The 13,788-nt window shown below is 73.0% G+C and carries 15 protein-coding genes and 1 pseudogene; 7 read left to right on the top strand and 9 right to left on the bottom strand.

Going from position 1 to position 13,788, the window contains the following annotated elements:
- The first annotated feature begins 14 nt into the window (after positions 1-14).
- Both OG885_RS21750 and OG885_RS21755 read left to right on the top strand, forming a co-directional pair.
- The gene (locus OG885_RS21750; RefSeq protein ID WP_405734129.1) at positions 15-755 is read left to right on the top strand and encodes an ANTAR domain-containing protein; all 741 of its coding nucleotides are present in this window, start codon (positions 15-17) and stop codon (positions 753-755) included.
- The gene (locus OG885_RS21755; protein ID WP_405734130.1) at positions 752-1,519 is read left to right on the top strand and encodes a GAF domain-containing protein; all 768 of its coding nucleotides are present in this window, start codon (positions 752-754) and stop codon (positions 1,517-1,519) included. Before OG885_RS21750 ends, OG885_RS21755 begins: the two co-directional genes overlap by 4 nt.
- Positions 1,520-1,573: 54 nt before the next feature.
- On the opposite strand, the gene OG885_RS21760 is transcribed toward OG885_RS21755, so the two are convergent.
- Both OG885_RS21760 and OG885_RS21765 read right to left on the bottom strand, forming a co-directional pair.
- Positions 1,574-1,990, bottom strand: a complete 417-nt coding sequence (locus tag OG885_RS21760) for a DUF5994 family protein (RefSeq protein WP_405734132.1) — start codon at positions 1,988-1,990, stop codon at positions 1,574-1,576.
- A 41-nt stretch (positions 1,991-2,031) separates the two neighbouring features.
- Positions 2,032-3,018 carry an acyl-CoA desaturase gene (locus tag OG885_RS21765; RefSeq protein ID WP_405734134.1) on the bottom strand — a complete coding sequence of 329 codons (987 nt, stop codon included), beginning with the start codon at positions 3,016-3,018 and terminating at the stop codon, positions 2,032-2,034.
- 295 nt (positions 3,019-3,313) lie between these two features.
- On the opposite strand from OG885_RS21765, the gene OG885_RS21770 reads away from it, so the two are divergent.
- From OG885_RS21770 to OG885_RS21780, 3 genes and pseudogenes are all read left to right on the top strand, one after another.
- Positions 3,314-3,667, top strand: coding sequence for a hypothetical protein (locus tag OG885_RS21770; RefSeq protein WP_405734136.1), 354 nt, complete (start codon positions 3,314-3,316; stop codon positions 3,665-3,667).
- A 463-nt stretch (positions 3,668-4,130) separates the two neighbouring features.
- Positions 4,131-4,400, top strand: a pseudogene (locus OG885_RS21775) (DUF5994 family protein); the annotation flags it as partial.
- An 85-nt stretch (positions 4,401-4,485) separates the two neighbouring features.
- On the top strand, positions 4,486-4,902 hold the full coding sequence (locus OG885_RS21780) for an ATP-binding protein (RefSeq protein WP_405734138.1): 417 nt from the start codon (positions 4,486-4,488) through the stop codon (positions 4,900-4,902).
- 23 nt (positions 4,903-4,925) lie between these two features.
- Here the strand turns inward: OG885_RS21780 and OG885_RS21785 are convergent, their stop codons facing one another.
- From OG885_RS21785 to OG885_RS21805, 5 genes are all read right to left on the bottom strand, one after another.
- A complete protein-coding gene (locus OG885_RS21785) occupies positions 4,926-5,987 on the bottom strand; it encodes a fatty acid desaturase family protein (RefSeq protein WP_405734140.1) in 1,062 nt (353 codons plus the stop codon).
- A gap of 21 nt (positions 5,988-6,008) precedes the next feature.
- Entirely contained in the window at positions 6,009-7,136 is a 1,128-nt protein-coding gene (locus OG885_RS21790) for a ferredoxin reductase (protein WP_405734142.1), read from the bottom strand.
- Positions 7,137-7,282: 146 nt separating this feature from the next.
- Complete coding sequence (locus tag OG885_RS21795; RefSeq protein ID WP_405734144.1) at positions 7,283-7,678, bottom strand: DUF5994 family protein; 396 nt, start codon at positions 7,676-7,678, stop codon at positions 7,283-7,285.
- 242 nt (positions 7,679-7,920) lie between these two features.
- Entirely contained in the window at positions 7,921-8,514 is a 594-nt protein-coding gene (locus OG885_RS21800; RefSeq protein ID WP_405734146.1) for a hypothetical protein, read from the bottom strand.
- A gap of 163 nt (positions 8,515-8,677) precedes the next feature.
- On the bottom strand, positions 8,678-9,451 hold the full coding sequence (locus OG885_RS21805) for a DUF4232 domain-containing protein (RefSeq protein ID WP_405734148.1): 774 nt from the start codon (positions 9,449-9,451) through the stop codon (positions 8,678-8,680).
- Positions 9,452-9,886: 435 nt separating this feature from the next.
- Between OG885_RS21805 and OG885_RS21810 the strand changes: the two genes are divergently transcribed.
- Positions 9,887-10,651: a polysaccharide deacetylase family protein gene (locus OG885_RS21810; protein ID WP_405734150.1), complete on the top strand. Its 765-nt coding sequence runs from the start codon at positions 9,887-9,889 to the stop codon at positions 10,649-10,651.
- 167 nt (positions 10,652-10,818) lie between these two features.
- Positions 10,819-11,820, top strand: coding sequence for an NAD-dependent epimerase/dehydratase family protein (locus tag OG885_RS21815; protein WP_405734152.1), 1,002 nt, complete (start codon positions 10,819-10,821; stop codon positions 11,818-11,820).
- A gap of 19 nt (positions 11,821-11,839) precedes the next feature.
- Here OG885_RS21815 and OG885_RS21820 read toward each other — a convergent pair whose 3' ends face one another.
- Both OG885_RS21820 and OG885_RS21825 read right to left on the bottom strand, forming a co-directional pair.
- The gene (locus tag OG885_RS21820) at positions 11,840-12,955 is read right to left on the bottom strand and encodes a sensor histidine kinase (protein WP_405734154.1); all 1,116 of its coding nucleotides are present in this window, start codon (positions 12,953-12,955) and stop codon (positions 11,840-11,842) included.
- Between the two features lie 2 nt (positions 12,956-12,957).
- Positions 12,958-13,665 (bottom strand): response regulator transcription factor, encoded by a 708-nt coding sequence (locus OG885_RS21825; protein ID WP_405734156.1) that lies wholly within the window; start codon positions 13,663-13,665, stop codon positions 12,958-12,960.
- Positions 13,666-13,788: the final 123 nt, after the last annotated feature.

Consider the following 13,788-nt stretch of genomic DNA (forward strand, 5'->3'; position numbering starts at 1 on the left):
CGGAACGGAGCACGGTGATCAGCGAGGGCATGGCCGAGGTCCTGCGGTCGCTCCGCCTGAGTGGGGTGAACGGCGCCGCGCAGGCCTCCGTGCTGGCCCTGGGCGCCGAGGGCGTCGCGCTGACCCTGCTCGCGGGCGTGAACCGGCTCGCCGAACCTCTGTGGTGCCATCCGGAGCTCAGCGCACAGTTCGAGGAACTCCAGTTCACGCTGGGCGAGGGTCCGGGACACGAAGCTCTCCGTATCGGCTCGCCGGTGCTGGAACCTGACCTGGCGCGGGTCCGCCCCGACCGGTGGCCGGCGCTGCTGCCGGCCGCGCGGGAGATGGGGGTGCGCGGGGTGTGCTGCTTCCCGCTGGGCATCGGGGCGATCCGTGTCGGCGTCCTGACCGTGCTGTGCGACCCGGACCGGCCGCCGGGCGATCAGCAGTACCGGGACGCCGCCGCCCTGGCCGCCGCGCTGACCGCGGCCTGTCTGGGCGAGGAGCTGGCCCGGGAGCGGGGCGAGAAACTTCCCTGGTCCGGCATGGACGTACCGCAGGCCTCGCCCTTGCACCGCGCGGCCGTGCACCAGGCCACCGGCATGGTCAGTGTCCAGCTGGACGTGTCCATGGAGATCGCCCTCCTGCGCCTGCGGGCCCATGCCTACGCCAGCGAGCGCGCCCTCGGCGACGTGGCGCAGGACGTGGTGGCCCGCAGGCTCCGATTCGACGACGATAAGAGCGGGCCGACTTCGCCCGACGGTGGAAAGGGATGATCGGCATGGCCCGCGAACAACGTCTGGCCGAGATCTTCGTGGAGGTCGCGGACTCCCTCGTCGAGGACTTCGACGTCATCGACCTCCTGCACCGGCTCTCCACCCGCTGCGTCGAACTGCTCGACGTGTCGGCAGCCGGCATCCTGCTCGCGGACGCGCACGGTGAGCTGCAGATCATCGCCGCCTCCGACGAGCACACCCGCCTGCTGGAACTCTTCGCGCTCCAGCACGACCAGGGCCCGTGCGTCGAGTGCTACCGCTCCGGCGCCCAGCGCACCAACATCGACCTGACCCGCCCGGAGACGATCGTGGGCTGGCCGAACTTCACCGCACGGGCCCGCGAGACGGGGTACGTGACCACCCACGCCATCCCCCTGCGTCTGCGCAGCCGCGTCGTCGGCGCGCTCAACCTCTTCCAGACCACACCGCACCGCCTGGGCGCCGACGACATCGCCCTCGCCCAGGCCCTGGCCGACGTGGCCACCATCGCGATCCTCCAGCAGCGCACGCTGGAGCAGTCGCACGTCGAGAACAGCCAGCTGGAGACCGCGCTCACCAGCCGCATCCTGATCGAGCAGGTCAAGGGCGTCCTGGCGGAGCGCTGGAGCACCTCCGTCGACCATGCCTTCCAGGTGTTCCGGTCCTACGCCCGGGCCCGCCGCCTGCGCCTGACGGACCTCGCCACGCGGATCATCTCGGGCGACTTCGACACCGCGGACATCCCCGCTCCGGAACCGGAGCAGCCCGCGGACGACCGGAGCTGAGCGGGGCCGGCCGGGCCTGACCGGGGCCGGCCGGCTCCTCCGCCCCGGTGCAGGTCAGCCGTGGGACGCGGCTCCGCCGAGGTCGCCGGCCGCGCCCGCCATGAGCGGCTCCGCGGCCTCCTCGGCCGTGTCCGGGGGCACGACCAGCAGGTCCCAGCGGCCCCGTCCGGGGGCGAGCAGGACGACGGTGTGCGGGGCGGACGCCGTCAGGTTCCTGCGCAGCCGTACGACCTGGTTGGAGACGAGCATCCGGCCGGGCACCTCGGACCACGCCGCCCCGTTGACGGTGACGCTGTTGACATGACCCCACGCGCGCGGCAACCCGGCCAGCAGGCGCGGGAGCTCCACGAGGAGGTCGTAGGAGCGCGGCCACCACGCCCCGTCGATGGGCCGGGGCATGACGCCGTGGGGCGCCAGGCGCAGTCGCAGGAGGGGATGGGAGGGAAGCGGGGGCTGCAGTGCGGTGGTCATGATGCTCCTGCCAACTGCGGTGTCCGGATGGGTGGTTGACGTCAGGCGCGGCGGGCCGCGACGCGCTCCGGGGTCGGCCAGCGCACGTCGTGCACCCAGCCGAGGCGTTCGAAGAGGCGGATGACGGCGGCCGACAGGTCGATCTGGCCGCGGTCGACGCCGTGCCGGGCGCTGGTGGGGTCGGCGTGGTGGAGGTTGTGCCAGCTCTCGCCGAAGGAGAGCAGGGCGAGCGGCCACAGGTTGGTGGCCCGGTCGTGGCGCCGGGTGTGGAACGGGCGCTCACCGATCAGATGGCAGAGGGAGTTGACGCTCCAGGTGACGTGGTGGAGCAGCGCTATACGGGCAAGTCCCGCCCACAGCAGGGCCGTTACGCCGTACAGCCAGGATCCTCCGATCGCCCAGCCCGCCGCGAACGGCAGGGCGAGGGTGAGCAGGCACAGCCACGGGAAGGCGCGGGAGACGGCGAGGATGTCGCGGTCGGCCAGCAGGTCGGGGGCGTAACGCTCGGGCGGCGTACGGTCGTTGCGGAACAGCCAGCCGACGTGGGCGTGCAGCGCTCCGCGCAACTGGCCGCGCAGATGCGTGCCGTAGCGGTACGGGGAGTGCGGGTCGCCGGGCCGGTCGGTGAAGGCGTGGTGGCGGCGGTGGGTGGCGACCCAGCCGATGACATCTCCCTGGAAGCTCATCGAACCGGCCACCGCGAGCGCGATCCGCACGGGTCGGTTCGCCCGGTAGCCGCCGTGGGTGAGACCGCGGTGGAACCCGACCGTGACGCCGAGGCCCGTGACCGCATAGAAGACGACGGCGAGCAGGATGTCGGCGGGGTGGATCAGGCTGCCCCACAGCAGCCAGCCGACGAGGCCGAGGGCCACGAACGGCAGGATGACGATCACCGCCGTCACGGCCACGTACAGGCGCTCCGCGCCCTCGCGGGCGGGTGCCGGGCCGTCCGGCGGGAAGGGGGAGGTGCCGTCGTAGGCCGGCCGCGGAGGGGCCGTGGCCGTGGGCAGGATGGGGCTGAGGGACATGGGGAGGGGCTCCTAGACCTGAGCGAGGGCCGCTGGGACGGAGGTGCGGCCGGGGTCACGGGCTGCCCCTGAAGGGTGGGTGGTGTGCTGGAGAGGACCTGTCCGGTGGGCACGAGACACCCTCGTTCTCCCCACCGTACTCCTCTCGGGGCCGGGAACACCGGGCCGTCACCGATCGGCACCCTCCCGCGGCGCGCTGCCCTCGGCCCCGCGTTGACACGGCCCGTCGCCGGACGTTGACTGGCAGCACGGCGCAGGCGCTGCCCCGGACACGACGGAAGCGGTACACACGAAGATGTACGACCAGACACGCGCCCAACAGCCCGCCGACCAGCCCCCGGGCCATGCCGGCCGCCGCACCACGGGCCCTGAGCCGCTGCTCCCGCCGGACGCGCGGGACGCGCGGGACGAGATCGTCCGGCGTCTGGGCCACGCCGTGAACACCTTCACGGACGCCCCGCGCGAGGCGCTCGACGAGGCCGAGAGCGCCTTCGACGAAGCCGCCGCGCAGCTGGCGAACGCCCTCGCGGAACAGCGCCGGGCCCTGCGCGAGGGCTGGGAGGGCCGGGACCCGGAGACGGACTCCACCGAACTCCGGCTCGCGCTCAGGCAGTACCGGGAGATCACTCAGCGGCTGCTGCGCACGTAGGCGACCTCGAAGACCGCGGCGACCGCGGGCAAGGACTCGACGGCCGCCGTCTGCGCCTGTGAACGCGGACGGCGGCCGTCGGTGGCTCCCGTGCGCGTCCGCTTCCCCCCTCTCGGGCGCGCGTTCGGGAGCCGGGTGCCCCGCATCGGACCGTACGACGGCATGCGGGAGCACCGCGCAGGTCTCGCGACGAGGGGAAGGCAAGAGGCAGCCAACTGCTCTGCGTGGAGGGCGAAACGGTCCTTGCCCGGGGTCATGGGGCACGGGCAGCTGTCAGCTGCCGAACGGTGTGCGTTCCTGCGGATCCGCACGGGCGACCGAACATCACCACCCTATGTGCGCTTCCCTCGCGTGAGAACCCCCCGGACACTCCGGGGAGTAGCGTGGACGGCACCGGCAGTTCTCCGTACGCCGGCTCCTCGCCGGAGTCGTTCCCGGCGCACCACGGCACCGGTCCGCCGCACGGCGGTCCGGGGACAGGGACCAGGCACCGTACGACATCCCCGTCGCCGGTCACACGGTGAAGGCCGCCTGGCTCGCCTCCGGGTTCGACCCGCACGCCATCCGGTTGTTCTCCTACGGCGTCGGCCACTGGGACCTGCTGGTCGTGCCGCCCGGGACCGAGGCGTCCGCGGCCGGGCGGATGATGGCGGCGGCCGACCCCACGCTTCGCTGCACCGCGACCGCGCTCCTGGGGGACCGGGCGGAAAGCGAGTCGGTGACAGGCGCCTGACCGGTTCCTGGTTGGCGATCAGCCGTACCGGGCATCGCAGAGGGACAGGCCCGGTCGGGCAGCCCAGGAGGGGAAGTGATCCGCCATGCGTACGCATCGGCGTACCCATCGGCATTCCGAACGGGTCCAGTACCTGCTCCCCGACGAAGCCCAATCGGCGGGCCAGGCGCGGAGGTTGACCTCCCGGTTCCTCGCCATGTCCCGCCCCGGGACCGCCGGGATCGACGCCGAGCACATCGCCGACGCCGCGCTCGTCGTCTCCGAACTGGTCACCAACGCCACCCGGCACGGCGGCGCCTGCCGGCTGAGTCTGCGGGTGTCCGGGACCCGGGTGACCGTCGAGGTGTACGACGGCAGCCCGGGCCGGCCCCAAGTACGACCGCTGACGGCCTTGGGCGAGAGCGGCCGGGGTCTCGCCATGGTGCGCTGCCTGGCGGAACGCCTTGAGGTGGACCGGATCGGCCGGGGTGGCAACCGGGTGCGCGCGGTCCTTGCCATCTGACGCCCGCCGGGGCTGCCGGGGGCCTACGGCAGTGCGTGGCGCAGCACCCGGCCCCACATCGACGCGTACTGCCGCCACAACGGGCCGGTGACGTACGGCAGTCCGTGCTGCTCGCAGAGCTCCCGCAGCTGGGGCGCGACCTCGGCGTAGCGGTTGCTGGGCAGGTCGGGGAAGGCGTGGTGCTCGATCTGGTGGCTGAGGTTGCCGGTGAGGACGTGGAAGAGGAAGCCGCCCTCGATGTTCGCCGAGCCCTGGATCTGGCGGAGATACCACTCGCCCCGGGTCTCGCCCTCGATCTCGTCCTCGGTGAACGTCCGTACGTCACCGGGGAAGTGGCCGCAGAAGATGATGGTGTGGGCCCAGACGTTGCGCAGGGCGTTCGCCGTCAGGTTGCCGAGGAGACAGGGCACGGCGGAGGGGCCGGCGAGCAGCGGGAAGAGGAGGTAGTCCTTGGCGAGCTGCCCGACCCCCTTGCGGGCCAGGTCGGCGAGGTCGCCGAGGAAGGACCGCACGCTCTTGCGGCCGGCCGTGACCGCGTCCGCCTCCAGGTCGTACAGGGCGATGCCCCATTCGAAGATCGGCGCGATCAGGGCGGCGTAGAGCGGTTGGAGCAGGTGGACCGGGTGCCAGGGCTGGTCGGGGCTCATCCGCAGGATGGTGTAGCCGAGGTCGCGGTCGCGTCCGACGACGTTGGTGTACGTGTGGTGGAGGTGGTTGTGGGTGCGCTTCCAGGCGTCGGCGGGGGTGGCGAAGTCCCATTCCCAGGTGGTCGAGTGGATCGCCGGGTCGCCCATCCAGTCCCACTGGCCGTGCAGGATGTTGTGGCCCAGCTCCATGTTCTCCAGCACCTTGGCGGTCGTGAGCATCGCGGTGCCGGCCAGCCAGGCGGGCGGCAGGAGGGAGACGGTGAGCGCGAGGCGGCCGCCGGTCTCCAGGGAGCGCTGCACGGTGAGGACGGTGTGGAGGTAGCGGGCGTCGGAGGCGCCGCGCGCCGCGACGACCTCGGACCGGATGCGGTCGAGTTCACGTCCCAGTTCGTCGCTGGTGGTGCCGACTTGCCTCTCGGACAGGGCACTTGCGGTCATGAGGGGCCTCCTCTGGAGGTCCTAGACGTCGAGGACGAGCGGACCCGCGGCGCCGTTGACGCAGGTCTGAATCAACTCGCCGGGTTCCCCCCGCAGTTCGCCGGTACGCAGATCGCGGACATGTCCGTCGAGAAGGGGGACGAGACAGCTGTGGCAGATGCCCATGCGGCAGCCGTACGGCAGTGTCACGCCCGCCCGCTCACCGGCCACCAGCAGCGGGCCGGACGCGGGCGCGTCGGTCTCGACGCCGCTGCGGTCGAAGCGGACGCGCCCTGCGGTGGGCATGTCCTGCACGGGCGTCAGCCGGAACCGCTCCGTGCGCAGCCGTACGATCACGCCCGCGGCGGCCCACTGCCGTTCGGCCGCCTCAAGCAGCCCCGCCGGGCCGCACACCCATGCCTCCCGCCGCCGCCAGTCGGGACAGAGCGCCGCGATGCGCTCCGGGGTGAGCCGGCCGTCCGCGCGCGTGTACGTCAGCCGGAACCGTAGCCAGGGCGACCGTGCGGCCAGCTCACTCAACTCGGCTCGGAAGAGGCACTGTTCAGGGTCGGGGGCGCTGTGCAGGAGGACGACGTCGCCGGGTGGCCGGTGCCCTCGCGCGAGCGTGCGGAGGATGCCCGCCACGGGGGTGATCCCGCTGCCCGCCGTCACGAACAGCAGCCGCTCGGGTGGTGTTTCGGGCAGCACGAACTCCCCCTGGGCCGGGCCGAGTCGCAGCACGGTGCCGGGTGGGGTGCGGTGCACGAGATGCGGGGAGACCCGGCCACGGGGGTCCGCTTTGACGGTGATGGTCAGCGCGGGGTCGCCGGGCCGTGCGGTGATCGAGTACGTGCGCCAGTGCCGTACGCCGTCGATCTCCACGCCCACCGGCAGATACTGCCCGGCCCGGTGCCCGGCCCAGCCGCGCCCCGGCCGGATCGTCAGCGTGGCCGCGGCCGGGCCCTCGGCGCGCACGGCGACGACGCGGCCCGCGGGGTGCCGGGCGGAGAGCAGCGGGTCGAGCAGGGCGAGGTAGTCGTCGGGGGTGACGGGGCTGGTCAGCGGGGAGACCAGCCAGGACGCGGCGGAGAGGACACGGCCTCCGGTGCGGCCGGTCCACCATCCGGTGAACCGGTCCACGACGGGTGACGGCAGCGGGGAGCTCGGCATGGGCGACGGGTGCCCCTTCTCCTGGATGCAGTCCTGGATGCAGTCCTGGATGCAGTCCTGATGAGGTCCTGATGAGGTCCTGACCGGTCACTGGCGGAGCTGTTCCCGCGATACGCGAGCGGCCCGTGATGTGCGGCGCGGCCGGGTCAGTGGCCGTAGGCCGCCACGGCTGCCATGAGGTACTCGGCGTCCTCCGGGGCCAGTTCGGGGGGCACCACCAGCAGGTCCCGTCGGCCGTGGTCGGGTTCGAACAGGCCGACGGTGTGGCGGCTGCGCCAGACGGACTCCCTGCGCAGCCGGACGACGTGGTGGCCGGCGAGGATCCGCCCCGGCGCATCGCCCCACATCTGGGTGTTCACCGTGACGGTGACGATCTTTCCCCATTCCGGGGGCAAGGCGCTGATCAGCGGCGGGAGTTCGGTGAGCAGATGGTGGGAGCGGGGCCACCATGCGCCGTCGACGCGCAGGGAGACCGCGCCACGTGGCGCGAGCCGCAGTCGGGCCGTGGGGAGGGAGGACGGGGGCTGAAGGACGGCGGCCATCGAGGCACTCCTGTCTGGGACAGGGCCGGGTGGCCGTGCCCGGGTGTCCGCGGCTGGCCGCGGGACGAGAGGGGACGGACCGGTGGCCGACGTGCCCTCGCCTCCCCACCGTAACCCCGGCCGCCGGGAAGGGCGCCGGGGCCGACGAGCCCGATGTTCCCGGGCTTCGTACGTCGACCCGTGTTCCGCGAACTCCCCCGCACGACCAGGCCGTTGCGGCGGGGGGCGAGGTCCGCCCGGTGTCAGGGGTGGAGGATCAGGGCCCGGCGCAGGACGGGCAGGTGTGCTCCGGGGCCGGCCGGGACGCAGCGCCAGCCCCAGGAGCGCAGGGTCTCCAGCATCCTGATGTCGCCGCGGCGCACGAGCGTGACGCCGAGGGCCGCGTCGTTGTCGTGCAGCAGCTGCATCTGCAGGCGCCGGGCGAGGTTCCAGTCGCGGCCCTGGTACCGCCGACACGCCTCGGGCGGGACGACGATCTCGGGGATGGCGAAGAGCCGCCCGGCCGCCGCGAGCTGGAACAGCCCCGGAGGCAGATACGCGCCGAGCCCCTCCCCCGGCCCGCCGTCGACCCGTACGGGGAATCCGTAGGCCAGTCCGGTGGGGTCGGTGTTCCCGGCGAGCATCAGGGCGAAGCCGGGCCGTCGTACCGCGTCCGCCAGGCGCCGCAGGAAGCGGGCGCGGGCCGCCTCGCCGGCGTCCCAGCTGCGCGCGTACACATCGCCCAGCTCCTCCAGACGGTCGTCGATCTGGCACCGGGTCAGCGGGCGCAGCACCGCCCCTGCCCGGGGTGAGGCGCCCCGTTCCCTGCTCGGCGGATCCAGCACGTGCACGGCCATGACGCGATCCCTGCTCCGGGCCGGACGCTTCCGCCCCGGCATCGTCGCTCACCGGGGACGGCACCGGCTACGGGGCCGGCGCGCGCGAGATCCTCGGTCCTTCCACGGTACTCCGGGGGCCACGACACCCCGTGCACGCGCCGGGCCGCCCCGTGATCGGCCGTCACCAGTTGACGGCGTCGCTCATCTCCTGCTGCCAGTACGTGACCTTGATCGAGTCGTCGATGTGGACGCCCTTGGCGGGCAGCGACGGGTGGGCGGAGGAGCCGACGCTCTCGCTCATGGAGCGGCCGTAGAAGTAGACGGTCAGGGACTTCACGGTGCGGCCGTTCGAGGCGCTGCCGTCGGCGGCGGACAGGCTCACGGCCGCGTATCCGGACTGGCCCGGCTCCAGGGTGACGACGGCCTGCGGCTGCGAGTCCTCGATGACCGGCGGCTCGGACTGGGCGTCGGCGAACTGGACGCTCGGGTAGCCGTAGAGGAAGCAGGGCTTGCCTCCGGTGTTGGTCACCGTGAGCAGCATGTGGTTCACGGGACGGCTCAGCGGGGCCGCGACCGTCCTGGTGTTGGACCCCTCGCAGGTGACCGGCGTGGCGGAGGAGCCGCCGGGGGCCTTCGAAGCGGAGGCGTTGGACCCGCCGGTGGTGGACCCGCCCGAGGACTTGCCGCCGGAGGAGCCGGCGGAGCCCGAGGAGCCGGAGGAGCCGCTGGACCCCGTCGACCCTGCCGACCCCGTGGAGCCCGTCGAGCCCGTGGAGTCGGAGCCCGCGCTCGGGGAGGAGGCCGCGCCCGGCGAGGGGCTCGTGGAGGTGGCCGCCGGCGCGCCCTCGTCGTGAGCGCCCGTTCCGTCGTTGCAGGCGGTCAGGGAGAGCGCCGCGAGAACGGCGGTCGCGGCGGCTGCCACGAGACGGGTGCGGGAGGTACGGAGGTCGGACATGTCGCTGGGCCCCTTCGAGGTTCGGGTGGCTGTGCTGACCGGGTGGTGACCGGACGACCGAAGCTTGTGAGGTGATCCGTCCCAGCCGCCATGTCCAGCGGGGTTTTCGGGACGCTGGAACGCCGGAACGCGCTCTGAGCAGGGAGAACGCGGTTGCCCTGGAAGGGCGGACGGGACGCGGGACGCTCCGGCGGCACCATCGACAACGGGTTCTGGGGCGGGGCCTGTGCGACGTAGGCGGGCGGGAACGCCATGGCGACCACTACGCCCGTCTGTTCAAGGAGGCGGGCCTCCCCTCCTCGACCGCACCCCGCTGCGGTTGTCCGAGAACTCCCCCGGAATTGTCCGTGATCGGTAACGGACGCAGCCCGGGGCCGTGGTTCCTCGTCCTGCCATGCGAAGGTCGGCGAGTAACTGCGGGAGAGTGGGGCGGACATGGCGCGGCACGGTGCTGGGCGGGGCTGGTACGGCAAGGTCATCGGGGCGGCGCTCGGAGTGACGATCCTGGCCACCGGCGCCTCGATGTGGACCGCGCAGGCCGGTGCCGTGGGCTCACCGAAGGCGAGCGCGTCCGCCGAGCCGGCCGCCGTGAAGCCGGTGGACGTGACCATCGTGCACGCCTCCGACAAGGGGGCGCGCGGCGTCAACATCACCATCGACGACGGCCCCGACCCCGTGTGGACCCCGCAGGTCCTCGACGTGCTCGCGGAGTACGGGGTGAAGGCCACGTTCTGCATGGTGGGGACGCAGGCGCAGGCCCACCCAGAGCTGGTGAAGCAGGTCGTCGCGGCCGGGCACCGGCTGTGCGACCACTCGGTGTCGCACGACACCACCATGGACAAGAAGTCCCAGGCCTACCAGTCCCAGCAGATCCTCGACGCCGAACGCATGATCACCGAGGCGTCCGGCGGCGTACGCCCCATGTACTACCGCGCCCCCGGCGGCGCATTCACCCCGTACAGCCGCAAGCTCGCCGCGTCCCGGGGCATGCGCCCGCTCGGCTGGAACGTGGACACCAAGGACTTCGAGCGGCCCGGCACCGCCGCCATCGTCACCACCGTCCAGCAGGAGATCGCCAACGGCCCCACCCTCCTCTTCCACGACGCCGGCGGCGACCGCTCCCAGACCGTGGAGGCCCTGCGCCAGGTCCTGCCCTGGCTGAAGGAGCAGGGGTACAGCTTCGGTTTCCCGGTGCGCTGACGCCTGGACCGCCCGGATAAGCTCACCGCCCTGATCCGCTCGCCGGTGGCGCCGACACCCGCTGGCTGGGGGACGCCCGGGAAGGCTGACCCGGCCGCTCCTTACGGAGTCATGACGTCCCCGCGCGCTCCCCTCCCTCCGCGCGGGTGCGGACCTAGCGTGGCGGTATGCGTGTACTGGTCACCGGCGGTGCCGGGTTCATCGGGTCCCAGGTTGTCGCGGCGTTGCGGGCGCACGGGCACGAGGCGGTCGTGTACGACGTCCGGGTCGATCCGGGTGCCGATGTGCGGGATCCCGAAGGCGTCCGGCGGGCGTTGCGCGGTGTCGACGCCGTCTGTCATCAGGCCGCCATGGTGGGGCTCGGCAACGGGGTCGCCGATGCCGCGGACTACGTCTCCCACAACGACCTCGGCACCGCCGTACTGCTCGCCGCCATGGCGGAGGCGGGGGTGCGGCGGCTGGTGCTGGCCGGGTCGATGGTCGTGTACGGGGAGGGGCGGTACGAGTGTCCCCGGCACGGGGTGGTGCGGCCCGGCCCGCGGGCCGTCGACGACCTCGACGCGGGACGGTTCGAGCCGCTGTGCCCGATGTGCGGGGCCGACCTCGTGCCCGGGCTCGTCGGTGAGGACGCGCCCGTCGATCCACGGAACGTGTACGCCACCACCAAGCTCGCCCAGGAGCATCTGGCCGCCGCGTGGGCCCGGTGCACCGGTGGGTCGGCAGTCGCGCTGCGCTATCACAACGTGTACGGGCCGGGGATGCCACGGGATACGCCGTACGCCGGCGTCGCCTCCTTCTTCCGGTCCGCGCTGGCGCGCGGCGAGGCGCCTCGGGTGTTCGAGGACGGGCTCCAGCGGCGGGACTTCGTGCAGGTGCGGGACGTTGCCTCGGCCAACCTCGCCGCCCTGGAGGCGAGTTCGGCACCCGGCGCGCTCGTCGCGTACAACACCGGCAGCGGGGAGCCGCACACCGTCGGCGAGATGGCCCGCGCGCTCGCCGACGCCTGTGGCGGGCCCGCGCCGGTCGTCACCGGGGAGTACCGGCTGGGGGACGTACGGCACATCACCGCCGACTCGGCGCGGCTGCGGGGCGCGTTGGGGTGGAAGGCGGAGGTCGGGTTCGAGGAAGGCATGGCGGAGTTCGCGCGGGCCGGGATGAGAAACGTATAGGACCGTGGTGCTGTCCGCTTCAGGAAGCGGCAGCGGGCAGCACCACCTCGAAGCGGCAGCCGCCCGGGATGTTGCGTACGGTCGCCTGCCCCTGGTGGGCCTCCACGATCCCGCGGACGATGGCGAGGCCCAGGCCCGCGCCCGCCGGAGGGGTACGGGCGTGGCTGCCGCGCCAGCCGGTGTCGAAGACGCGGGGCAGGTCCTCCTCGGGGATGCCGCCGCAGCCGTCCGTGACCGAGAGGACGACCGCGCCGTCGGGCCCCCGCTCGGCGGCCACCGCCACCGTCCCGTCGGCCGGGGTCCGGCGGATGGCGTTGACCAGCAGATTGCCCAGCACCCGGCTCATCTCCTTGCCGTCCACCTCCACCGGCACCGGCTCGACACGGCCGCCCTCCAGCCGTACGCCCAGCTCCCGGGCGAGCGGGTCGGCGCCCGCGAGCGCGTCGCCGACCAGGTCGTAGAGGGAGACACGGGTGTACGACAGCGGGAGCGTGCCCGCGTGGATGCGGGAGAGCTCGAAGAGGTCGCCGACCATGTCGTTGAGGCGTTCGACCTCGGTGCGGATCTGGCGGAGATAGCGGTCGGGGTCGGCGGCGACGCCGTCCTCCAGCGCCTCCGACATGGCGCGCAGTCCGGCCAGCGGGGTGCGCAGATCGTGCGAGATCCAGGCGACCAGTTCACGCCGGGAGGTCTCCAACGCCCGCTCCCGCTCCCGGGATTCGGCGAGCTTGGCACTGGTGGCCGCCAACTCGCGGCTCAAGGATTCGAGTTCGGCCGTGGCAGGAACCTCGGGCGCGGCGAAGTTCCCTCCGTCTCCGAACGAGCGGGCCGCCACGGCGAGTTCGCGGCTGCGGGCGACGACCCAGCGGCCCAGCAGGAGCGCGGTGGCCAGGGAGACGACGGCCGCCATCGCCACGACCGTCGTGACGACGGTCAGATCGTGCGGGGACAGGAACATCGCCCAGGCAACGGCGAGGGTCCCCGCCAGCATCGCGACCACGCCGACGGCGGCGACGACCGCCATGGACGCGGTCAGCGAGCGGCGCCGGACCACGCGGAGCACGGCCGCTCCGGCGAGGCCCGTGGCGGCGGCGCCGACGAAGGCGTACACGGCGATGAGGAGGGTGTCGCGCACGCTCACTCACCGCCCGGTTCGAAGCGGTAACCCACGCCCCACACCGTCTGGATCAGACGGGGCCGGGCCGGGTCGTCCTCAACCTTGCCGCGCAGCCGGCGGACATGGACGGTGACGGTCGACAGGTCGCCGAAGTCCCAGCCCCACACCTCACGCATCAGATCCTCGCGGCTGAACGCCCTCCCGGGATGCCGGAGGAAGAAGGCGAGCAGGTCGAACTCACGGAGAGTGAGGGCGAGTTCGGTGCCGTCCTTGACCGCCCGGCGGGCCCCGGGGTCCAGGGCCAGACCGGCCGCGCCCAGCCGCTGCCCCCCACCGGCCGGCCTGCTGCGGCGCAGCACCGACTCCACCCGCAGGACCAGCTCACGGGGGCTGAAGGGCTTGGTGACGTAGTCGTCGGCGCCGACCTCCAGGCCCAGGATGCGATCGTCCTCGTCGCCCCGGGCGGTGAGCATGATGACCGGCACCGGCCCGTGGCCGCGCATCCGGCGGCACACCTCCAGGCCGTCCATGCCGGGCAGCATCAGGTCCAGGACGACCAGGTCGGGCCAGTGGGCGGCGGCCCGGGTCAGGGCCGTGGGCCCGTCGTCGGCCCGGTCGACGAGGTATCCCGCGCGGTCCAGATACCCGGTGACGACCTCGGCGACGGTCGGATCGTCGTCGACGACGAGGATCCGGGAGGGACCACCGTCCGCATTCGGCTGCTGCATGCCTCCAGCCTGGCACCGGGAATCCTCCGGCGCTGCGCCCGAGTGGCCCTCCGGCGGGCGACGTCCGCGTTTCGTAAGGACCGGGAGTCCGGTATGACCGATTCGCGTTCGTAGGGTGAAACC

Origin of the sequence: Streptomyces sp. NBC_00028, from assembly GCF_045041065.1 — a bacterium.
In the GTDB taxonomy this organism is placed as follows: Bacteria; Actinomycetota; Actinomycetes; order Streptomycetales; family Streptomycetaceae; genus Streptomyces.